The sequence below is a fragment of the Pseudomonas sp. OA65 genome, assembly GCF_017498305.1.
GTDB lineage: Bacteria > Pseudomonadota > Gammaproteobacteria > Pseudomonadales > Pseudomonadaceae > Aquipseudomonas > Aquipseudomonas zanjanensis.
The window spans coordinates 74,527-96,910 of record NZ_JAGDEZ010000022.1 but is presented as its reverse complement, the minus strand read 5'-3'; the positions used below and the strand labels follow the sequence as shown (position 1 = coordinate 96,910).

Genomic DNA, 22,384 nt, shown 5'->3' with positions numbered 1-22,384 from the left:
CCATAGATTCTGGGCAACCACATTTTCCGTGGAAATTGAACCTATTCGCTATCGTGCAGCCTTGACCTGGAATTTGTTTTAGAAAATCAAGTGCTTGCGTTTTGTTTGATAGGAGCTTGCTCCCGCTGGGTGGCGAAGCCGCCCCAGAAAATCGCCAGGCTTTTCCAGGTCAGACCGCACCCGCCTGATTTACGACGGCTGCGCCGCCGAGCGGGAGCAAGCTCCCTCGCCACAGAAGGCCTCCTCGCCACGAACAGGGGAGCCCTCAGAACGTGGCCTTCGTTTCGCCAACGCCATCGACTGTCTATAGTCAATTGATCTGGATCATGACTTGTTACATCCTCTACACCATTCTATGCAGCCCCCCAACGCGACCAAAGGTCGCACCCTTGGGCTAGAGCGACAGGCGTATCATTGCGCCACCGCAACACCCTTTCTGACCGTGGTCGGCACGTACTGGCCCCGGCACTTTTCCACTGCCGTGGGATGCATTTGATGAGTAACCAGATTCCGGTACATGACGTCACTCCGCCTGCCAAGGACGCGAACAAAAGCGTCGACCTGTATGCCTCTCGGGAAAAAATCTACACCCGCGCCTTCACCGGCCTGTTCCGCAACCTGCGGATGGTGGGCGGAGCATTCTTGTTCCTGCTGTATTTCGGTACGGTGTGGTTGAATTGGGGCGGCCACCAAGCCGTCTGGTGGAACCTGCCAGAGCGCAAATTCTTTATTTTTGGTGCAACCTTCTGGCCCCAGGATTTCATCCTGCTCTCAGGGATGCTGATCATTGCCGCGTTTGGCCTGTTTTTCATCACGGTCTATGCCGGCCGGGTGTGGTGCGGCTACACCTGTCCACAAAGCGTGTGGACCTGGATCTTCATGTGGTGCGAGAAAGTCACCGAAGGTGATCGCAACCAGCGCATCAAGCTCGACAAGGCTCCCATGGGCGCCAACAAATTCCTGCGCAAGCTCGCCAAGCACAGCCTATGGCTGCTGATCGGTTTCGTCACCGGTGTGACCTTCGTCGGTTACTTCACGCCGATCCGCGAACTGGTGTTCGAGTTCTTTACTGGTCAGGCCGATGGCTGGTCGTATTTCTGGATCGGCTTCTTCACCCTCGCCACCTACGGCAACGCTGGCTGGCTGCGTGAACAGGTCTGCATCTACATGTGCCCTTACGCGCGCTTCCAAAGCGTGATGTTCGATAAGGACACCTTGATCGTGTCCTACGACCCGCGTCGTGGCGAAAGCCGTGGCCCGCGCAAGAAAGGCGTGGACTACAAGGCCCTGGGCCTCGGGGACTGTATCGACTGCACCATGTGTGTCCAGGTCTGCCCCACCGGCATCGACATCCGCGACGGCCTGCAAATCGAGTGCATCGGGTGCGCCGCCTGCATCGATGCCTGCGACAACATCATGGACAAGATGGATTATCCCCGCGGCCTGATCAGCTACACCACCGAACACAACCTTTCGGGACAGAAAACCCATAAACTGCGCCCGCGCCTGATCGGGTACGCCCTGGTGCTGCTGACCATGATCAGCCTGCTGGCGGCGGCGTTCTTCATGCGCTCGCTGGTGGGGTTCGATGTCAGCAAGGACCGCGTGCTGTACCGCGAAAACGCCGAAGGCCGGATCGAGAACGTCTACAGCCTGAAGATCATGAACAAAGACCAACGCGACCATACGTACGTCCTGGAAGCCGTTGGCCTACCCGACCTCAAGCTGCAAGGTCGCCGGGAAATCAAGGTCGCGGCCGGCGAGATCTACAGCCAGCCGGTTGAGCTGTCCAGCGCACCGGAACAACTGCCATCGAGCACCAACGAGGTGACGTTCATCCTCAAGGACGCCGATGACGAAAGCGTACATGTCGAAGCCAAGAGCCGGTTCATCGGCCCACAAACTCGTTGAGAGAACTGAACATGCCTGCAGCAACCGCCACCAGCCCTTGGTACAAGCACCTCTGGCCGTGGATCATTATCGGGATTCTTGCCTGCTCGGTAACGCTGAGCCTGACGATGGTGACCATTGCGGTGAACAACCCCGACAATCTGGTCAACGACAACTATTACGAAGCCGGCAAGGGCATCAACCGCTCGCTGGAGCGCGAATTGCTGGCCCAGACCCTGCAACTGCATGCCAACGTGCAACTGGATGACGTGACCGGCGAAGTCAACCTGCGCCTGAACGGCGACAGCCGTCCCCAGACCCTGGAACTGAGCCTGATCTCACCGACCCAGCCGGAGAAGGATCGCAAGGTCGTCCTGACCCGCAACGACAGCGAACCGGGGCGCTACGTTGGCCAGTTGACGGACAAGATCGAAGGCCGGCGCTTTGTCGAATTGCTGGGAGTGGAGAACGACAAGACCTGGCGCTTGTTTGAAGAAGAGCAGATCAACCACGACCAGGCCATCCTGCTCGGCGATGAACCGTTGCAAGGCGCTGAAGACCTGAAAAAATAGGCTGCTGTTGTGGCGAGGGAGCTTGCTCCCGCTGGGCTGCGAAGCGGCCCTGACGCCTGAGTCCCGGCGCTATCAGGCTCCATCGTGTCGGCTGCTTTGGGCCTGCTACGCAGGCCAGCGGGAGCAAGCTCCCTCGCCACAAAAAGCGCCCTCACTTGTAGCAAGCTCCTTCCACAAAGGCCTTCATGCGATACCCATGACCACTCCACAGCCCTGCTACCACTGCGCCCTGCCCGTCCCCCCTGGCAGTCGCTTCACCGCCGTTGTCCTCGGTGAAACCCGCGAGCTGTGCTGCCCGGGCTGCCAGGCGGTGGCCGAAGCCATTGTCGCCGGCGGCCTGGAAAGTTATTACCAGCATCGCAGTGAAGCATCGGCCAACCCCGAATCCCTGCCCGTCCAGTTGACCGATGAACTGGCGCTGTACGATCGCCCTGACGTGCAGCAATCATTTGTCCGCCATGAAGGCGAACTGGCCGAAACCACCCTGTTGATGGAAGGCATCAGTTGCGCCGCCTGCGGCTGGTTGATCGAAAAACAACTGCGCAGCCTGCCGGGCGTGGCCGAGGCGCGGTTGAACCTGTCCAACCATCGCCTGCACGTGCGCTGGGCCGATACCCAATTGCCGCTGAGCACGCTGCTCGCCGAGTTGCGCCAGATCGGCTATGTCGCCCACCCCTATCAGGCCGACCAGGCCTGCGAACAGCTCGCCGCACAGAACCGCCTGGCCCTGCGCCAATTGGGCGTGGCCGGCCTGTTGTGGTTCCAGGCGATGATGGCGACCATGGCCACCTGGCCGGAATTCAACATCGACCTGAGCCCGGAGATGCACACCATCCTGCGCTGGGTCGCCCTGTTTCTCACCACGCCCATCGTCTTCTACAGCTGCGCGCCGTTCTTCAAAGGCGCCCTGCGCGACCTGCGCACCCGCCACCTGACCATGGACGTTTCGGTGTCCCTGGCCATCGGCAGCGCCTACATTGCCGGGATCTGGACCTCGATCACCGGCGTCGGCGAGTTGTACTTCGATGCCGTGGGCATGTTCGCCCTGTTCCTCCTGGCCGGCCGTTACCTGGAGCGCCGCGCCCGGGAACGCACGGCTGCCGCCACCGCCCAACTGGTCAATCTGTTGCCGGCCTCGTGCCTGCGCCTGGCGGATGACGGCCAGAGCGAACGCATCCTGCTCAGCGAATTGCGTACCGGCGACCGGGTACTGGTGCATCCCGGGGCGGTCCTGCCGGCCGACGGCAAGATCCTCGAGGGTCAGTCCAGCATCGACGAATCGCTGCTGACCGGTGAATACCTGCCACAACCTCGGCAAATGGGCGATGCGGTCACTGCGGGCACGCTGAACGTCGAAGGCGCCCTGACCGTCGAAGTGCTGGCCCTCGGGCAAGACACTCGGTTGTCGGCCATCGTGCGCCTGTTGGAACGGGCCCAGGCCGAAAAACCGCGACTGGCGGAAATCGCCGATCGCGCCGCCCAATGGTTCCTGTTGTTCTCGCTGGTCGCGGCCGCGGCCATCGGCTTGCTGTGGTGGCAACTGGATGCCTCGCGGGCCTTCTGGATCGTCCTGTCGATGCTGGTCGCCACCTGCCCCTGCGCACTGTCCCTCGCCACGCCGACCGCCCTCACCGCCGCTACCGGCACCTTGCACAAGCTTGGCCTGCTGCTGACCCGCGGCCATGTGCTGGAGGGCCTGAACCAGATCGACACGGTGATTTTCGACAAGACCGGCACCTTGACCGAAGGCCGCCTGGCGTTGCGCGCCATTCGGCCATTGGCGGGCCTCGACAGCGATCAGTGCCTGGGCTTGGCCGCGGCCTTGGAAAACCGCTCGGAACACCCCATCGCCCGGGCTTTTGGCCGTGCGCCGTTGGCCGCCAAACAAGTGCACAGCACCCCGGGGCTGGGGCTGGAAGGCTGGGTGGCGGAACAGCGCCTGCGCATCGGTCAGCCCGGTTTTGTCTGCGGGCTGAGTGGCGCCCCCGTACCGCAGATGCCGGACGAAGCCGGGCAATGGCTGTTACTGGGCGATGAGATCGGACCACTGGCCTGGTTCGTCCTCGATGACCGCTTGCGCGCCGATGCCCCGGCCCTGCTGGCGGCCTGCAGGGCGCGAGGCTGGCGAACGCTGCTGCTGTCGGGTGACAGCTCACCGATGGTTGCCGGCGTCGCCGCCGAGCTGGGCATCGATGAGGCCCGCGGCGGGCTGCGCCCGGACGACAAACTGGCCGTGTTGCAACAGTTGCATCAACAGGGCCGCAAGGTGCTGATGCTCGGCGATGGGGTGAACGACGTGCCGGTCCTGGCGGCGGCGGACATCAGTGTCGCCATGGGCTCGGCCACCGACCTGGCCAAGACCAGTGCCGATGCCGTGCTGCTGTCCAACCGCCTCGAGGCCCTGATCCACGCCTTCAGCCTGGCCCGACGCACCCGCCGGGTGATCGTCGAGAACCTGCTGTGGGCAGGGCTGTACAATGGCCTCATGTTGCCGTTCGCCGCCCTCGGCTGGATTACACCGGTGTGGGCCGCGGTCGGCATGTCCATCAGTTCGTTGACCGTGGTGTTGAATGCCTTGAGGCTGACCCGCCAACCGAAGGCGCAGGTGTTCGCCGCCACGCCCGATACCCGCCCGCTCCCGGCCTGAGCCGCGCGGGCATGGAGTTCCGACATGCCAGCTCTTTACGTGATGATTCCGGCCGCGCTGCTGATCGTGGCCATCGCCGTGTACATATTCTTCTGGGCCGTGGACAGCGGGCAGTACGACGATCTCGACGGCCCGGCCCACAGCATTCTGTTCGACGACCAGGACCCGAACCACAAAGCGGCGGTGGACGAAGCCAGTGGCGAGGCTCGCAAGCCGGACGACAAGGCCCCACCCCATGCTTGACCTGATGCCATTGCTGGTATCGGCGGTCATTCTCGGCCTGCTCGGTGGCGGCCATTGCCTGGGCATGTGCGGTGGCCTGATGGGCGCCCTGACCCTGGCGATTCCCAAGGAACAGCGCAGCCGCCGCTTCCGGTTGCTGCTGGCCTACAACCTGGGGCGGATCCTCAGCTACGCCACCGCCGGGCTGCTGATCGGCCTGGCCGGCTGGGCGGTGTCCAACAGCCCGGCCGCGATGATCATGCGGGTGCTGGCCGGCTTGCTGTTGATCGCCATGGGCCTGTACCTGGCGGGCTGGTGGAGCGGCCTGACCCGCATCGAAAGCGTGGGGCGTGGTTTGTGGCGGCACATCCAACCCGTCGCCAACCGGTTGCTGCCGGTGTCGAGTCTGCCCCGGGCCTTGCTGCTCGGCGCCCTGTGGGGCTGGCTGCCGTGCGGGTTGGTCTACAGCACCCTGCTCTGGTCCGCCAGCCAAGGCAATGCCTTGGACAGTGCCCTGCTGATGCTCGCCTTCGGCCTGGGCACCTGGCCGGTGCTGCTCGCCACCGGCCTGGCAGCCGAGCGCGTCACCGCCCTGCTGCGCAAACGCAGCGTGCGCGTCGCCGGTGGCTTGTTGGTGATTATTTTCGGGATATGGACACTGCCGGGGCCGCATCAGCATTGGCTCATGGGGCATTGACCGAGTCGCTCCAATCGCGAGCAAGCTCGCAGACAGTGGCGGGCGTGGACTCGATAGTTGGGAGCAGCCTTGTGGCGAGGGAGCTTGCTCCCGCTGGCCTGCGAAGCAGGCCCCTGCAATCCTCAGATGGAACGCATTCGCTGATATGGCGACTGCTGCGCAGCCGAGCGGGAGCAAGCTCCCTCGCCACGGGTTTTGAGTTGCCTGGATTGACATCATCCTCGACAACTCCGATGCCCCGTTGACGCAAATCAAAACCGCCCCGCCCCTATCCCCCTAGACTCGCCCCATGCCAGCCTATCCGGGGAACACCCGCATGCTCGACGCCATCCGTTGGGACTCAGACCTGATCCGCCGCTACGACCTGGCGGGACCACGCTACACCTCGTACCCCACTGCGGCGCAGTTCGGCGGCCAGGTGGGCACCTTCGACCTGCTCCACGCCCTGCGTGACAGCCGCAAGGCCCGGCGGCCACTGTCGCTGTATGTGCACGTGCCGTTCTGCGCGAACATTTGCTACTACTGCGCCTGCAACAAGGTCATCACCAAGGACCGTGGCCGCGCCCACGCCTACCTCCAGCGCCTGGAACAGGAAATCCAACTGATCGGCTGCCACCTGGACCCCACCCAGCGTGTGGAACAACTGCACTTTGGCGGCGGCACCCCGACGTTTCTCAGCCATGATGAACTGCGGCAACTGATGGCCTCGTTGCGCAAACACCTGAACCTGCTCGACGACGACTCCGGCGACTACAGCATCGAAATCGATCCCCGGGAAGCCGACTGGTCGACCATGGGTTTGTTGCGTGAGCTGGGTTTCAATCGGGTCAGCATCGGCCTGCAAGACCTTGATCCGGCCGTGCAGCGTGCCGTCAATCGCCTGCAAAGCCTGGAAGAAACCCGTGCGGTGGTCGAGGCTGCCCGGACCTTGCAGTTCCGTTCGATCAACATCGACTTGATCTACGGGCTGCCCAAGCAGACTCCAGACAATTTCGCCCGCACCGTAGAAGAAGTTATCCACCTGCAACCGGACCGTCTCTCGGTGTTCAACTACGCCCACCTGCCGGAACGCTTCATGCCCCAGCGGCGTATCAACAGCCAAGACTTGCCGAACCCGGAGCAGAAACTGGCGATGCTGCAAGGCACCATCGAACAGTTGACCGCCGCCGGCTACCGCTACGTCGGCATGGACCACTTCGCGCTGCCCGACGACGAACTGGCCATCGCCCAGGAAGAATTCACGTTGCAGCGCAACTTCCAGGGCTACACCACCCACGGTCATTGCGACCTGATCGGCCTCGGCGTGTCAGCCATCAGCCAGATCGGCGATCTGTACTGCCAGAACAGCAGTGACCTGAACCATTACCAGAACACCCTCGCCGACGGGCAACTGGCAACCAGTCGCGGATTGATCTGCACGGCCGACGATCGGTTGCGACGCGCGGTGATCCAGCAGTTGATCTGCCATTTCCACTTGGCCTTCGCTGACATCGAGCACCGTTTCAATGTCGATTTTCGCGGTTACTTCGCGCCGCTGTGGCCGCAATTACAGGCGATGGCCGAGGACGGTCTGATCGAATTGGATGATGTTCACATCCAGGTACTGCCCGCGGGACGCCTGCTGGTACGGTCGGTGTGCATGGTGTTCGACGCCTACCTGGAGCAGCACAATCGCCAACGTTTCTCCCGGGTCATTTGAGCGCGACAATTTGACGACGACACCGCACTGGCCGGAGTGCTATCTCTGGGGTACCCTTACGCCTTATGCGTGATTTCCCACAAGGATTTAAGAAATGTCCGAGCCAGTCAAACTGCGCGCCCACAACCAGGCCCATTGCAAGGATTGCAGCCTGGCGCCCCTCTGCCTACCACTTTCATTGAATCTGGAGGATATGGACGCGCTGGACGACATCGTCAAACGGGGTCGCCCGTTGAAAAAAGGTGAATTCCTGTTTCGCCAGGGCGACGCGTTCGACTCCGTCTATGCCGTGCGCTCGGGCGCCCTGAAAACCTTCAACTTGAGCGACGGCGGCGAAGAACAGCTCACCGGTTTCCACTTGCCCAGCGAACTGGTGGGCCTGTCCGGCATGGACACCGAGTCCCACCCGGTCTCGGCCCAGGCGCTGGAAACCACCTCGGTGTGCGAAATTCCCTTCGATCGCCTGGACGAGTTGTCCATACAGCTGCCGCAACTGCGCCGCCAGTTGATGCGGGTCATGAGCCGGGAAATTCGTGACGATCAGCAAATGATGCTGCTGCTTTCGAAAAAAACCGCCGACGAGCGTATCGCCACGTTCCTGGTCAACCTCTCGGCACGCTTCCGCGCCCGCGGGTTCTCGGCCAACCAGTTCCGCCTGAGCATGTCGCGCAACGAAATCGGCAATTACCTGGGCCTGGCGGTGGAAACCGTGTCCAGGGTATTCACCCGCTTCCAGCAGAACGAGTTGATTGCCGCCGAAGGCAAGGAAATTCACATTCTCGACCCGATCCAGCTCTGCGCCCTGGCCGGCGGCTCGATCGACGGCTGATGAGCCTGCGCGACTGAGGGATGTTCCCAGCCGCGCTATACTGCCGCGTTTGCAGCCCTGCCAGGACACTTCCACGATGGTCTTCGACTCCTTCGACATCAAATCCCTGATCCGCCCCGTGATCGATTTCCCCAAGCCCGGCGTGATATTTCGCGACATTACCCCGCTGTTCCAATCCCCAACTGCCCTGCGACTGGTCATGGACAGCTTTGCCCACCGCTATGTCGAGGCCGAGTTCACGCACATTGGCGCGATGGATGCGCGGGGTTTCCTGATCGGCTCGATCCTGGCCTATCAGTTGAACAAGCCGCTGATCTTGTTCCGCAAGCAAGGCAAGCTGCCGGCCGATGTGCTGGCCGAGGGTTACCAGACCGAATACGGCGAAGCCTTCCTTGAAGTGCATGCCGACAGCCTGTGCGAGGGGGATTCGGTGGTGATGTTCGATGACCTGATCGCCACCGGCGGCACGCTCATCGCCGCCGCCAACCTGATCCGCCGCATGGGCGCCAAGGTCCACGAAGCCGCGGCGATCATTGACCTGCCGGAACTGCTCGGCTCCCAGCGCCTGGAAGACATGGGGATCCCGACGTTCTGCCTGACGCAGTTTTCGCTCAGCGAAAAATAACCGTCACTATGCATAACCCTGTGGGAGCGAGCCTGCTCGCGAAGGCGGAGTATCAGCAGATGATTTCTGACTGATCCACCGCCTTCGCGAGCAGGCTCGCTCCCACAGGTGATTTATTGTGGCTGTTACAAGGCGATCGGCTTACGCCCCGCAAACGAATGCGCCAGCGTCCCGCCGTCCACCAATTCCAGCTCCCCACCCAGCGGCACGCCGTGGGCGATGCGGGAGGCGACCAGGCCTTTATTGTTCAGCAATTGGGCGATGTAATGGGCGGTGGCTTCGCCTTCTACCGTCGGGTTCGTGGCGAGGATGACTTCCGTGAACGTACCCGCCTCTTCGATTCGGGCGATCAACTGTGGAATGCCAATGGCTTCAGGCCCCAAGCCATCGAGCGGGGACAAATGGCCCTTGAGCACGAAATAACGACCACGGAAACCGGTCTGCTCCACCGCATACACATCCATCGGCCCTTCCACGACGCAGAGCAGGCTGTCGTCCCGACGCGGATCGGCACATTGCGGGCAGAGGTCGTCTTCGGTGAGGGTGCGGCATAAACGGCAATGCCCGACACCTTCCATGGCCTGGCTCAGGGCCTGGGCCAGGCGCGAACCGCCGCTGCGATCACGCTCGAGCAATTGCAACGCCATGCGCTGGGCAGTTTTCTGACCGACACCCGGCAGCGTTCGCAGGGCATCGATCAATTGGCGAATCAAAGGGCTGAAGCTCATGGAGGAAATGTCCGACATAACAACGAGACGCGGTTTATACCCGCGCCTCCGATTAGCGTCAAATACTCAATCCTGTGCGACCCGCACCACCAACTTGCCGAAGTTGCGCCCTTCCAACAGGCCGATAAACGCCTGTGGCGCATTTTCCAGGCCGTCCACCACGTCCTCGCGGAATTTGACCTTGCCATCGCGCACCCAAGGGGCCATGGCACTGAGGAACTCCGGCTGCCGATCAGCATAGTCGTCGAACACAATAAACCCCTGAATCCGCACGCGCTTGGTCAGCAAGGTGCGCTGCAATTGCGGCAAGCGATCCGGGCCGCTCGGTGCCTGATGATCGTTGTAGGACGCGATCAGGCCGCAGAGCGGGATCCGCGCCTTGGCGTTGAGCAACGGCACGACGGCGTCGAAGACCTTGCCGCCGACGTTTTCATAATAGATGTCGATGCCCTTGTCACAGGCCCGCGCCAGTTCCTCGGCAAAATTGGCGCTCTTGTGATCGACACAGGCATCAAAGCCCAACTCGTCGACCACGTACTTGCATTTCTCGCTGCCGCCCGCGACGCCGACGACACGCAGGCCCTTGATCTTCGCCACCTGGCCGACCACCGAGCCCACGGCACCCGATGCGGCCGCGACCACCAGGGTTTCCCCGGCCTTGGGCTGGCCAATGTCCATCAGCCCCATGTAAGCGGTCATGCCTGGCATGCCCAACACACCCAGGGCCATTGATGGACTGGGCAGTCCGGAGGGAATGGGCATCACGTTGCGCCCGTCACTGATGCTGTGGGTTTGCCAACCCGTAACGCCAACCACCAAATCGCCCTCATGGAATTTCGGGTGCGTCGAACGCTCCACGCGGCTGACAGCGCCGCCGGTCATCACCTCATCGATTTCCACCGGAGCGGCGTAGGAAGGCGCGTCACTCATGCGTCCGCGCATGTAGGGGTCCAAGGACAGGAACAGAGTCTTGAGCAGGATCTGTCCCTCTGCCAGATCCGGCAGTGTCACATGTTCAAGACGAAAATTTTCAGGGGTGGGCGCACCTTGGGGGCGGGAGGCCAGGACGATGCGCTGGTTGGAAATCGATGACATGGATGCGTCTCCTTGTTCGTTGAGCGGACACGTATAGGAAGCAGACCATTACCGAGGGGGCGGCGTTCGATGTTTATGCTGTGGGAACTTGTGGGAGCAAGGCTTGCTCCCTCAGGTAAATTCCTGCCAGCGCTCGCCCCTACGACAGAAACAAAAATGCCAGGCGCGATGCCTGGCATTGTGTGTAGCCCATCCCAAGCGGGATGGCGAATCAGAACGGCAGTTTCATGCCCGGCGGCAGTTGCATGCCAGCGGTCATGCCGGACATCTTGTCCTGGCTGTTGGCTTCGATCTTGCGCACCGCGTCATTGACGGCGGCGGCGAACAGGGCTTCGAGCATTTCCTTGTCGTCTTCGCTCAGGCCTTCGACCACGCTTGGGTCGATGCTGACGCGCTTGATGTCATGGCGACCGGTCATGACCACGGTCACCATGTCGCCGCCGGACTTGCCGGTGACTTCGGCGTTGGCCAGTTCTTCCTGCATCTTGGCCATCTTTTCCTGCATCTGCTGCGCCTGCTTCATCAGGCCGGCCATGCCACCTTTCATCATGGGAATCACCTCGAAAGTACTTGGATAAACAACGCGCCCGGCCCGTTCGGCCCGACGCCTTCAGTTATGAGCCCTGGGTGACCGGGGCCTCGACAGGTTCGATAGTATCGTGACGGACCACGGCGCCGAACTGTTGCATCATCTGCTGGATGAATGGATCACCGTGGATCGACTCCTCGGCTTCGCGCTGACGATCGGCACGACGGCGGGACGCGGCCTGGGCCGGGGTCTCCTGCTCTGGCTTGATCAGCTCGATGGTCAACGTCAGGTTACGCTGGTGGTACTGGTTCAGCGCATCGTTGAGGCGACGCTGCTGGGTCGCGTTGAACAGTGCACTGTGTGCTGGATCCAGGTGCAGCAGCCAGTGGTCGCCTTCCACGGCCATCAGCGTGCAGTTGGCGGCGATGCTGCCGGTCATGCCGCTGATCGGCAATTTAGGGAACAGTTCCAGCCATTGCAGGGCCAGGCCGGTGGCCGGCATCGCCGCCGGTTCTGGCTCGGGCTCCGGGGCCGGTTCAGCGGCGTGCTCGCTGGCCAGGTCATCCAGGTAGCTGTAGGCCGAATCCATGTCTGGCTCGATGTAATCCTCGTCCAGCGGCGGTTCGTCGTCCAGGTCGATGCCCGGCGTGGCGACATCGACGTCGGCCACTGTCGGCTCGGGCACCGGCGCGGCCACCCACTCTGGCGCATCGGGCACGACGCTGTCGGGCGTCGGCAGCGGCATCGGCGGCAACTCAGGCTGCTCGGCGACGGTTTCCAACACGGGCTCGACAACCGGTTGCTGGACCACTTGCGGCTCGACCGGGTCGTTCCAAGGCAGGTCGATGACTTCTTCGGCGACGGGCTCGGGGAGCGTCTCGACGACCGGTTCGGGTTCCGGCTCAGGCGTCGCGACAACTGGCGCCGGCATCGGCTGGGCGACAGGCACCACCGCGGCCGGAGCCGACACTGCCGGCGCAACGACGGGCGCGGCAGCCACTGGCTTGGCGGAATCAGCTGTGGCCTGGCTGATCCCCACTGGCTTTAGCGCTTGCCTCGGCGCATCCGCCGTGTCGGCTGGCCGGAACGCCAGCATTCGCAACAGGACCATTTCGAAGCCGCCCCGCGGATCCGGCGCCAGGGGCAGATCGCGACGGCCGATCAGGCCCATCTGGTAATAGAACTGCACGTCTTCGGCCGGCAGCGCCTGGGCCAGGGCCAGTACGCGGTCACGGTCGCCGTGGCCGTTGTCGACGCCTTCAGGCAGCGCCTGGGCGATGGCGACACGGTGCAGCACGTTGAGGATTTCCGAAAGCACGCCATTCCAGTCCGGGCCCTGCTCGGCCAAGTGACGCACCGCTTCGAGCAGCGCCTTGGCATCGCCTTCGATCAGCGCATGCAAGACGTCATAGACCTGGCCATGATCGAGGGTGCCGAGCATGGCTCGGACATCGGCAGCCATGACCTTGCCTTCACCGAAAGCGATGGCCTGGTCGGTCAGGCTCATGGCGTCACGCATCGAACCATCGGCGGCGCGGCCCAACAGCCACAGCGCATCGTCTTCGAACGGCACGTTCTCGACACCCAATACGTGGGTCAGGTGCTCGACCACCCGCTCCGGCGTCATGTTCTTCAGGGAGAACTGCAGGCACCGCGACAGAATCGTTGCAGGAAGTTTCTGCGGGTCAGTGGTCGCCAGGATGAACTTGACGTAGGGCGGCGGCTCTTCAAGGGTCTTGAGCAGCGCATTGAAGGAATGGCTGGAGAGCATGTGCACTTCGTCGATCAGGTAGACCTTGAAGCGCCCACGGCTCGGGGCGTACTGCACATTGTCGAGCAGTTCGCGGGTGTCCTCGACCTTGGTGCGGCTGGCGGCGTCGATCTCGATCAGATCGACGAAACGGCCCTCATCGATTTCCCGGCACACCGAACACTCGCCACAAGGCGTCGAGGTAATGCCGGTTTCACAGTTCAGGCACTTGGCAATGATCCGCGCGATGGTGGTCTTGCCCACGCCCCGGGTCCCGGTGAACAGGTAGGCATGGTGCAACCGCTGGCTGTCCAAGGCATTGATCAGAGCCTTGAGCACATGGGTCTGGCCGACCATTTCGCGGAACGAGCGCGGACGCCATTTACGTGCAAGAACCTGATAACTCATCGAAAACCGTCGCAACGAAGGAACATAAGCGGCTAATGCTAGCGGAGCAGGGGCGAAATTGCATCCGGTGTGCTCGTCTAATCTGACTAAGCTTGGGTTGTCGACGCGGTTTTACACAGTCAGGGAGAGTTTATGCGCTCAGCCATGGGGGCTTTGCTGTTGTTGGGTACCGGTTGTTTCGCCGAAGAAGACCCCTTGCGTTTCGCCATTACCGACGGCTGGGCAATGCCCATGGTACAGATCGAACGAGGCCGCCCGATTCAGGGCATCCTTCCCGATATCATGACCAGCCTGGCGACCCAAGTGGGAAGGCCGGCGCAATTCCACGTCCTGTCCCGCGCCCGGCTCGACGCAGCCATGAAACACGGCGAAATCGATATACGTTGCTATGTCAGCCCTGACTGGGTGAAGGACAATGGCGATTACCTGTGGAGCATCCCGTTGTTTTTCCAGCGCGACCTGCTCGTCGCCCCGACCAGCGCACCGGCGGCCGTCACCCCAGCAACGCTGCCGCAACAAGCCATCGGCACCGTGCTCGGCTATAGCTACCCGACCCTGCAACCCTTGTTCGACACCGGTCAACTGCACCGCGACGATGCCCGTAGCCAGGAACAAGTGCTGGCGAAACTGCTGGCCGGGCGTTATCGCTACGGGATCAGTAATCAATGGGCGCTGGACTGGTTCAATCAACGCCATACCATTGATCGGCAACTCCATGAGGTAGCCGTCCTGCAGGAACAGCAGTTGAGCTGTTACGTGCGCAACGATCCGGACATCCCCGCACAACGCATTCTGAGGACACTGTTGAATATGAAAACGTCCGGGGAAATCGACGCGATCATCCAGCTTTACACCGGCCGCAGTGAAACATCGTGGGTCAGGAGCGAGACACCCTCGCCCTGATCGCCGGGCCGCTGTTGCCACTGGGACGGCGGGATGAACCCCTGAACCCAGTCGGGTATCTGTTCGGGCGGCATGGGCCGGGCGATGAAATAACCTTGTGCCACCTCGCAGCCGAGGCTCAGCAGCAGTTGGCCGTGCTCCAGGCTGTCCAGCCCCTCGGCGACCACCTCGCGACCAAAGGCCCGGGCCAGGCCGATCACCGCTTCAGTCAGTGCCAAGTCGTCGCGGTCATCGAGGATGTCGCGGACAAAGGTCTTGTCGATCTTGATGGTTTGCGTGCGCAGGTGCTTGAGGTCGTTTAGCGAGCAGTGGCCGGTGCCGAAACCGCCCAGGGAAAACTCCACCCCCAATGCCTGGCACGCCTGGAGGCAGGTGCTGACGTGGGTTAGGTTTTCCACGGCGACGGACTCGACAATCTGCAGGTCCAACAGGCGTGGCGGCACCGCCGGATGCCGCTCCAGCACTTGCCGCAGCCGCTCGACAAAATCCGCCCGCTGGAAATGCCGCGCCGAGATATTGATGCTCACCGGCCAGCCCTGCCCCGCTTGCTGCCATTGCTGCAACTGGGTCAATACCTGCTCCATGACCCACTCGCCGATTTCAACGATCAGGTCGGTTTCCTCCACGAGGGGCAGGAACTCCCGCGGCGGCACCAAGCCACGTTGCGGATGCTTCCAACGCAGCAACGCCTCCAGACCGACCACGGTGCCATGACGCATATTGACCTTGGGCTGGAAATGCAGCCGCAGCTCATTATCGGCCAGTGCCTGGCGGACCCGTTCGACGGTCTGGTAAGTGGCCCGTACCTCTTTGTCCCGGGACACATCGAACAAATGGAAACGATTGCGACCGCTTTGCTTCACCACGTACATCGCCTGGTCGGCGTGACGCAGCAGCGTCTCGGCGTCTTCGTTGTCCCACGGGAACAGCGTGACGCCAATGCTGGCGAAGACCTTGATGTCCTTGCCATCAATGCCATACGGCATGGAGACGGCGATCAACACCCGGTTCAACGCGGCATGCAACTCTTCCATCCCTCGCACATGGCGCAGCACCAGCACGAACTCGTCCCCGCCCAGCCGCGCCACCACATCCTCGCCACGCACGATGCTGCGCAGGCGCCTGGCCACCTCCACCAGCAGCCGATCACCACTGGCATGGCCATAACCGTCATTGACCGCCTTGAAGCCATCGAGATCGAGCATGCACACCGCCAAGGGCAGGTTTTCCGCACGGGAAAACTCCAGGGCCTGGTCCAGCAAGTCCGATAGGTAAGTACGATTGGGCAGCCCGGTCAGCACATCGTGACCGACCCGCCATTGCAGCGAATGCAGCAGGCGACGCTTTTCGCTGACATCGAAGCGAATCGCCAGGTAGCGCTCGATTTGGCCGGTATCGTCGTCGATCACCGGCACCAGGGTGGTGTCGACCCAATGCAGCGTACCGTCCTTGGCCCGGTTGCAGATTTCCCCTTTCCAGACCTGACCCAGGGAAATGGTGCGCCACATGGCGCTGAAGAACTCGCCGGGGTGCTGAGCGGAATTGAGCAGGCGATGGTTCGCCCCCAGCAACTCATCGCGCCGGTAGCCAAAAAGGCTGCAAAATTGATCGTTGACGTAAGTGATGCGCCCGCTCAGATCGGTCTCGGAAAAAATCGCGGCGGCGTCAACGGCCCTGCGGTACTTCTTATCCATCGAAGCAGTCATCCATGAGTCAGGCTCATTTGTCGCGCGCGGTTGCACCGCCTTCAGGACAGGCGAAAATCAACTAGGCTCAAACACTTTGAGGGAAGCTGGAGCGCGGGCCCTGGCGGTGCCCAGGGAGGGCTCAGCCCTTGCCTTGTATCGTGGCAAGAAACACAAGGCCCGGTCTTTGCACACCCCTCGGCTTCGCAAAGCTGGTCACCAAATACCCGTGCCAAAGGCCGATTCTACGAAACACATCACACTTTGCAAAGCAAGGTGATGGATCACGCGGTTGCCTAATGCGAAAATCTATCGTTAAGTTCTTGATTCTAAATGGGAATTAAGCGATGCAAATTTCAAGTTTGGGTCCAGCCATCAGACGCTACCGCAAAGTAGCGGGGCTTACTCAGGCTGAACTTGGCGAAAAAACCGGTTTTGACCCTAAAACCATCAGCCGCTTCGAAACCGGCACCTACACCCCCAGCGTCGAAGCCTTGTTCCTGCTTGCCAATGTGCTGGATGTGCAACTGAAGGCCTTTTTTGCGGACATGGCCGACGAGGACGAACAGCGGGCGTACCTGTTCGGTGTCATACACAAAGCCACCCCGAAGGATCTTGGGAAGCTGATTGCGGCGGTCGACCAGGCCTTGTCCAAGCCTTGATACAGACCCGTAAAAAAGCCGGGCCCGTCGATGCGAGACAGGCCCGGCTTCTCTTTGACGCTCACTTGCCCTGTCCAGCAAAAACCTGGACAGCAGAAAGCACCGATCCATATCGATCAACCGAAACAACAAGAAATTTGGAATTTGGCAAACCTTGCGAATGAAGGCTTGGGCGTTATGGAGGCAACCCCACCAGCCACACCCCGGCACACAATGTTCCCGCTGTGGCTGCTTCCTTCCGGATCTGACCAGGTTCACGGGTAATCGTTGCGGGGGGACCGATGGGGTCACCATAACGACGCCCGCCTGACGGCGAGCCGCGCCATTGTACCTATCTGGCAAGAAGTTACAACCGTTCGTGTCGGATTAAAAAACTGAAGGCGTTCAAGCACTTGCTGTGGGAGCAAAGCTTGCTCGCGATGACGTTGCCGCATCGAATATAGATGCAAGCTGCCCCACCGCTTTCGCGAGCAAGCCCGCTCCCACAGGAGAACGGCGGTGAACACTGGACGGTGAACACTCCCACAGGGGTTCTGTGCCTCTACAACAACACCTCATCCGCCCGACCGCCCTCCTCCTGAATCACCAGATGGATGAAGTGCAGCTTGGTAATGACGGCCGCCGGTACGACGAACGGGTAGAAATCCGGCTGACCCATGCTGCGGGACAGTTCGTTGAGCATGCCGGCCAGTTCGATCCAGGCGTTGACGAACGAGAGGAAGGCCGCGCCGCCTGCGTGTTCGGCGTCGTACAAGGTCTCGGGCGGGAACGGCTGGTAGTCGAAATCCATCTCCCGCGCACTCATGCCAAAGCCCAGGGCAGTGTCCACGGCGTCCATCATGTGCAGGTAATGGGCCCAGGTTTCCGCCCAGTCCTCCCATGGGTGCATGGTGGCGTAGGCACTGACGTAGCGGGTTTGCCAATCCAGCGGCGCGCCTTGCTGGTAGTGTCGCTCCAGGGCTTCGGCGTAGCTGGCGCGCTCGTCACCGAACAGCTCGCGAAAAGCCTCGAGCCAGTGGCTGTTGGCAATCAGCCGGTCCCAGTAGTAATGCCCCACCTCATGGCGAAAATGCCCAAGCAAGGTGCGATAGGGCTCGCGCATCTGCTGGCGCACGTATTCACGGTGGGCATCGTCCGCCTCCTTGATGTCGAGGGTGATCAATCCGCTGGCGTGACCCGTGGTCGGCGGCGTGCCATCTGGGTCGACGCCGATGAAATCGAACGCCAGGCCTATGTCTTCATTGACGGTTTTCGGGATGACCGGCAAACCGAAGGTGATCAGTTGCGCGACCAGTCGACGCTTGGCGGTCTCGACCTTGCGCCAACGTTCAGGATTTTCCGGAATCGACAGGTCGGGAATGGTGCGATTCAGGCTACAGGCGATGCACAGGGTATCGTGGCCATTGTCCGGCAGCAGCCAATTGCAGGCCGCCGGGGTGTCGAGGTTGGCGCAACGGCGGAACAGCCCCGCGTGCGGATCGGCATCCAGCGTCCAGGTGTCGGGTTGCTCACCGGGTTGCAGGGAGGACAGGCGGCTCCGCTCAGGTTGATAACCCAGCGCCGCCAGACAGGCCAGGCACTGGCTGTTGCGAAAGAACAGCGACTGGCCGCAGCGGCACGGCCAGACCTTGCTGTTACGTGACCGATCGCCCAGGAACGGCGCGGCGATGCGTGAGCTCAGTTGTTCGAAGAAGCGGTACATGGCGATCTCTCCCTGGAGCCTGCAAGACTAGATCACCTTACGTTCATGATCGTTCCAAAACGCTGGGTCATAACACCATGGACCGTGGCGAGGGAGCTTGCTCCCGCTCGGCGGCGCAGCCGTCGCAAACCGGCTAACGCGATTCATCAGGAGGATTGGGTCGCCCCGATTGGGGCGGCTGCGCCACCCAGCGGGAGCAAGCTCCCTCGCCACAAAAGCCGATCACCCTCAGACCGTGATGCCATGGCCCGCCAGGAAATCGACAAAGGCTTGTTCGTCGAGCACCTTCAACCCCAGCTCATTGGCCTTGGTCAACTTCGAACCAGCACCCGGCCCGGCCACCACGCAGTGGGTTTTCGCCGACACGGACCCGGCGACCTTGGCCCCCAGGCTCTCCAACTTATCCTTGGCGACGTCGCGGCTCATCAGCTCCAGCGAACCGGTCAGCACCCAGGTGTGCCCTGCTTCGGGCAAGCCTTCGACGACCTTCTTCTCGCTCTGCCAGTGCATGCCAAAGTCGCGCAACTGCTGTTCCGCCGCTTCGGCCTGCTGACGGTTGGCGGCGATGGCAAAGAACTCGCGCACGGCATTGGCCTGTTTTTCCGGCAGGGCCTGGCGCATGTCCAGCCAGTCGGCGTTCATCACCGCGTCGAGAGAGCCGAACTTGTCCGCCAGCTTCTGCGCCCCGCCCGGCCCCACCGAGGGAATGTGCAACTTGTCGAGAAATCCGCCCAGGGTCGTGCTGGCGGAGAATTCAGCGCCTAACTCGCCCTGATCCTGGATCTCCAGGCCATGGCGCAACAGGTCCTTGATCACCTGGCGGTTGTGCGAGTCTTCGAAGAAGCTGTGGATCTCGTGGGCGACTTCCAGGCCGACATCAGGCAAGTAGGTGAGCACCTGGGGCAACGCCGCCTGCACGCGCTCCAGCGAACCGAGGGAGCGGGCCAGGACCTTGGCCGTTTCCTCACCCACGTCCGGGATGCCCAGGGCATAGATGAAACGCGCCAGGCTCGGCTGTTTGCTGTCGACGATGGCGGCCAGCAGGTTCTTGCTCGACAGCTCGGCGAAACCTTCCAGGTCCACCACCTGCTCGAAGGTCAGCGCATACAGGTCGGCAGGCGACCCCACCAGGCCCTCGTCCACCAGTTGCTCGACGCTCTTCTCGCCCAGGCCTTCGATGTCCATCGCCCGACGCGAGACGAAATGGATGATCGCCTGCTTGAGCTGCGCACCACAGGCAAGGCGACCGACGCAACGGTACACCGCACCTTCGCTGACAGTCTCGCGGCCCTTGCTGCGCTTGATCAATTGCGTGCGCTCGACGTGGGAGCCGCAGACCGGGCATTGCTGGGGCACTTCCACCGGGCGGGCGTTTTCCGGACGGCGCTCGGTGACGACCTGCACCACCTGCGGAATCACATCACCGGCACGGCGGATGATCACCGTGTCGCCAATCATCACGCCCAGGCGCGCCACTTCGTCCATGTTATGCAAGGTGGCGTTGGCCACGGTCACGCCAGCGACTTTCACCGGCTTGAGGCGAGCCACCGGGGTCACCGCGCCCGTGCGGCCGACCTGGAACTCGACGTCCAGCAGCTCGGTGAGCTCTTCAGTGGCGGGAAACTTATGGGCAATGGCCCAGCGCGGTTCCCGGGCGCGGAAACCGAGCTCGCGCTGGGAAGCGATGCTGTTGACCTTGAACACCACACCGTCGATCTCATAGGGCAACGCATTGCGCCGCTCGCCGATGTCACGGTAGTAATCCAGGCACTCGTCGATGCCGTGGGCCAGCTTCAGCTCACGGCTGATGGGCATGCCCCAGGCCTTGAGTTGCTTGAGGTTACCGATGTGAGTATCGGCGATGTCCGACGTCACCTGGCCGATACCGTAGCAACAGAACTCCAGGGGACGGTTGGCCGTGATCCTCGAATCGAGCTGACGCAAGCTACCGGCCGCCGCGTTGCGCGGATTGGCAAACGTCTTGCCGCCCGCCTCCATCTGCGTGGCGTTGAGGCGCTCGAAGCCGGCCTTGGACATGTACACCTCGCCGCGCACCTCCAGCAGCGGTGGCCAGCCACTGCCCTGCAGCTTGAGGGGAATGTTGCGCACGGTGCGCACGTTGACGCTGATGTCCTCGCCCGTGGTGCCGTCACCGCGTGTAGCGCCGCGCACCAGCATGCCGTCCTGGTACAACAGGCTGACCGCGAGGCCATCGAGCTTCGGCTCGCAGCTGTACTCCACCGCCGCGCCGCCACCCAGCAAGTCGCCCATGGGCAGGTCGAGGCCTTCCGTCACCCGGCGGTCGAATTCGCGCATGGTGGTTTCGTCAAAGGCGTTGCCCAGGCTGAGCATCGGGATTTCATGACGCACCTGGCTGAACGCCGACAGCGCCACGCTGCCGACTCGCTGGGTCGGGGAATCGCTGGTGACCAGTTCCGGGTGTTGCTCTTCCAGGGCCTTGAGCTCGTGAAACAAGCGGTCGTACTCGGCGTCCGGGATGCTCGGCTCGTCGAGGACGTGGTAACGGTAGTTGTGCTGATCCAGCTCGGTGCGCAGCTCTAGGATGCGGGTTTCAACGGCGTTCATGGGTGTTCTCTCATAAAGCAAAAGAGCAGCCTGGGCTGCTCATTCTTTTTAAACCTTTTGGGGGGCTTCGCCCCCAGCGGGAGCAAGCTCCCTCGCCACAAAAGCTCTCCTGCCACAAAAAGCTCTCCGGTCAGGGAGAGCCTGTGTCATTGATCAGCGCTTCTGGGTCAGTGCCCGGCGCTCGAATTCGACGATGCGCTGGCGGTAGTGCTCGATGGTCTGGGCGGTCAGCACGCTGCGCTGATCATCCTTGAGTTCGCCATTGAGCTCCTGGGACAGCTTGCGCGCCGCGGCTACCATCACATCGAAGGCTTGCTTGGGATGACGCGGGCCCGGCAGGCCGAGGAAGAAGCTCACCGCCGGCGTGCTGAAATGATCGATGTCGTCGAGGTCGAACACGCCAGGCTTGACCGCGTTAGCCATGGAGAACAGCACCTCGCCGTTACCGGCCATGCTTTCGTGACGGTGGAAAATGTCCATTTCGCCAAAACGCAGGCCGCTTTCGAGGATGTTCTGTAGCAACGCCGGGCCCTTGAAGCCGGCCGGGTCGCGGCAGATCACGCTGATCACCAGCACTTCTTCAGCCTGGGCCTGGTCTTTATCGGCGCTCGGGGCCTTGCTCTCGTCCGGGAAGTCACCGTCGCGACTGCTGAAGCTCGGCCCGCCATCCAGGTCGAGGTTCAGGTTCAAATCACCCTGGGACGGCTCGCTGTTGCGCTTGCCACGCTTGGAACCCGACTCCCGAGGCTCACGGGCAGGCGCGCTCATCGACGGCAAGTCGTGCTCGTCCAGTTGCGGTTCCTTGTGGGTGTCCAGTACCCGCGGCGGGCCCAGCAGCTCGGCGCTATCATCCTCATCGGGCAGGTTCGACAGGCTGCGATCCAGGCGAAACTTCAGTTTCCCCTTGCCGCCGCGCATGCGACGCCAGCCGTCGAAAAGAATACCGGCAATGACAATGATGCCGATGACGATCAGCCACTCGCGCAGACCGATTTCCATGTAATCCCGTGCCTCTATAAAAATGCTGAAAAATAAGGGGCTTAGCTATTTGCAAACCGCTTTAAAACGTGGCGCCAACTCTATGTTCTGAATGGCGTTTTGCCCACGCATACGAAAAATTGACATTAAACTAGCATGACCCGCAGCTACAAGCTA

The 22,384-nt window shown here is 61.9% G+C and carries 18 protein-coding genes and 1 other RNA gene; 10 read left to right on the top strand and 9 right to left on the bottom strand.

Features of this window, described 5'->3' with window-relative positions; genetic code table 11:
* Nucleotides 1-495: 495 nt before the first annotated feature.
* The 8 genes from ccoG (at nucleotide 496) to J3361_RS18945 (ending at nucleotide 9,181) form a co-directional block, all read left to right on the top strand.
* Nucleotides 496-1,911 carry a cytochrome c oxidase accessory protein CcoG gene (gene ccoG / locus J3361_RS18980; RefSeq protein WP_207965866.1) on the top strand — a complete coding sequence of 472 codons (1,416 nt, stop codon included), beginning with the start codon at nucleotides 496-498 and terminating at the stop codon, nucleotides 1,909-1,911.
* Nucleotides 1,912-1,922: 11 nt separating this feature from the next.
* Nucleotides 1,923-2,462: a FixH family protein gene (locus J3361_RS18975; protein WP_207965865.1), complete on the top strand. Its 540-nt coding sequence runs from the start codon at nucleotides 1,923-1,925 to the stop codon at nucleotides 2,460-2,462.
* A gap of 196 nt (nucleotides 2,463-2,658) precedes the next feature.
* Nucleotides 2,659-5,109 carry a heavy metal translocating P-type ATPase gene (locus J3361_RS18970; protein ID WP_207965864.1) on the top strand — a complete coding sequence of 817 codons (2,451 nt, stop codon included), beginning with the start codon at nucleotides 2,659-2,661 and terminating at the stop codon, nucleotides 5,107-5,109.
* Nucleotides 5,110-5,133: 24 nt separating this feature from the next.
* Complete coding sequence (ccoS, locus tag J3361_RS18965; protein WP_003183505.1) at nucleotides 5,134-5,352, top strand: cbb3-type cytochrome oxidase assembly protein CcoS; 219 nt, start codon at nucleotides 5,134-5,136, stop codon at nucleotides 5,350-5,352.
* On the top strand, nucleotides 5,345-6,028 hold the full coding sequence (locus tag J3361_RS18960; RefSeq protein ID WP_207965863.1) for a sulfite exporter TauE/SafE family protein: 684 nt from the start codon (nucleotides 5,345-5,347) through the stop codon (nucleotides 6,026-6,028). The genes ccoS and J3361_RS18960 overlap by 8 nt, the downstream gene beginning before the upstream one ends.
* Before the next feature lie 316 nt (nucleotides 6,029-6,344).
* The gene (gene hemN, locus J3361_RS18955; RefSeq protein ID WP_207965862.1) at nucleotides 6,345-7,727 is read left to right on the top strand and encodes an oxygen-independent coproporphyrinogen III oxidase; all 1,383 of its coding nucleotides are present in this window, start codon (nucleotides 6,345-6,347) and stop codon (nucleotides 7,725-7,727) included.
* A gap of 94 nt (nucleotides 7,728-7,821) precedes the next feature.
* Complete coding sequence (gene fnr, locus J3361_RS18950; RefSeq protein ID WP_207965861.1) at nucleotides 7,822-8,556, top strand: fumarate/nitrate reduction transcriptional regulator Fnr; 735 nt, start codon at nucleotides 7,822-7,824, stop codon at nucleotides 8,554-8,556.
* A 76-nt stretch (nucleotides 8,557-8,632) separates the two neighbouring features.
* Nucleotides 8,633-9,181, top strand: coding sequence for an adenine phosphoribosyltransferase (locus J3361_RS18945; protein ID WP_003199587.1), 549 nt, complete (start codon nucleotides 8,633-8,635; stop codon nucleotides 9,179-9,181).
* Nucleotides 9,182-9,306: 125 nt separating this feature from the next.
* On the opposite strand, the gene recR is transcribed toward J3361_RS18945, so the two are convergent.
* The 4 genes from recR to dnaX form a co-directional block, all read right to left on the bottom strand.
* The gene (gene recR, locus J3361_RS18940) at nucleotides 9,307-9,909 is read right to left on the bottom strand and encodes a recombination mediator RecR (RefSeq protein WP_053183983.1); all 603 of its coding nucleotides are present in this window, start codon (nucleotides 9,907-9,909) and stop codon (nucleotides 9,307-9,309) included.
* Nucleotides 9,910-9,975: 66 nt separating this feature from the next.
* Nucleotides 9,976-11,004 (bottom strand): NADP-dependent oxidoreductase, encoded by a 1,029-nt coding sequence (locus J3361_RS18935; RefSeq protein ID WP_207965860.1) that lies wholly within the window; start codon nucleotides 11,002-11,004, stop codon nucleotides 9,976-9,978.
* 211 nt (nucleotides 11,005-11,215) lie between these two features.
* Entirely contained in the window at nucleotides 11,216-11,554 is a 339-nt protein-coding gene (locus J3361_RS18930; RefSeq protein ID WP_003183512.1) for a YbaB/EbfC family nucleoid-associated protein, read from the bottom strand.
* Nucleotides 11,555-11,618: 64 nt separating this feature from the next.
* Nucleotides 11,619-13,691, bottom strand: a complete 2,073-nt coding sequence (gene dnaX / locus J3361_RS18925) for a DNA polymerase III subunit gamma/tau (protein WP_207965859.1) — start codon at nucleotides 13,689-13,691, stop codon at nucleotides 11,619-11,621.
* Between the two features lie 132 nt (nucleotides 13,692-13,823).
* On the opposite strand from dnaX, the gene J3361_RS18920 reads away from it, so the two are divergent.
* Nucleotides 13,824-14,594, top strand: a complete 771-nt coding sequence (locus J3361_RS18920) for a transporter substrate-binding domain-containing protein (RefSeq protein ID WP_207965858.1) — start codon at nucleotides 13,824-13,826, stop codon at nucleotides 14,592-14,594.
* Here the strand turns inward: J3361_RS18920 and J3361_RS18915 are convergent.
* Complete coding sequence (locus tag J3361_RS18915; protein WP_207965857.1) at nucleotides 14,540-16,288, bottom strand: GGDEF and EAL domain-containing protein; 1,749 nt, start codon at nucleotides 16,286-16,288, stop codon at nucleotides 14,540-14,542. The genes J3361_RS18920 and J3361_RS18915 overlap by 55 nt on opposite strands.
* A 338-nt stretch (nucleotides 16,289-16,626) precedes the next feature.
* On the opposite strand from J3361_RS18915, the gene J3361_RS18910 reads away from it, so the two are divergent.
* Nucleotides 16,627-16,941: a helix-turn-helix transcriptional regulator gene (locus tag J3361_RS18910; RefSeq protein WP_053120652.1), complete on the top strand. Its 315-nt coding sequence runs from the start codon at nucleotides 16,627-16,629 to the stop codon at nucleotides 16,939-16,941.
* Between the two features lie 187 nt (nucleotides 16,942-17,128).
* Here the strand turns inward: J3361_RS18910 and ffs are convergent.
* The 4 genes from ffs to zipA all read right to left on the bottom strand — a co-directional run bounded on the left by ffs (nucleotide 17,129) and on the right by zipA (nucleotide 22,228).
* Nucleotides 17,129-17,225: signal recognition particle sRNA small type (gene ffs / locus J3361_RS18905), an RNA gene on the bottom strand.
* A gap of 257 nt (nucleotides 17,226-17,482) precedes the next feature.
* Nucleotides 17,483-18,643, bottom strand: coding sequence for a putative zinc-binding metallopeptidase (locus tag J3361_RS18900; protein WP_207965856.1), 1,161 nt, complete (start codon nucleotides 18,641-18,643; stop codon nucleotides 17,483-17,485).
* Nucleotides 18,644-18,871: 228 nt separating this feature from the next.
* Nucleotides 18,872-21,229 carry an NAD-dependent DNA ligase LigA gene (gene ligA, locus J3361_RS18895; protein WP_207965855.1) on the bottom strand — a complete coding sequence of 786 codons (2,358 nt, stop codon included), beginning with the start codon at nucleotides 21,227-21,229 and terminating at the stop codon, nucleotides 18,872-18,874.
* A 153-nt stretch (nucleotides 21,230-21,382) separates the two neighbouring features.
* On the bottom strand, nucleotides 21,383-22,228 hold the full coding sequence (gene zipA / locus J3361_RS18890) for a cell division protein ZipA (RefSeq protein ID WP_207965854.1): 846 nt from the start codon (nucleotides 22,226-22,228) through the stop codon (nucleotides 21,383-21,385).
* Nucleotides 22,229-22,384: the final 156 nt, after the last annotated feature.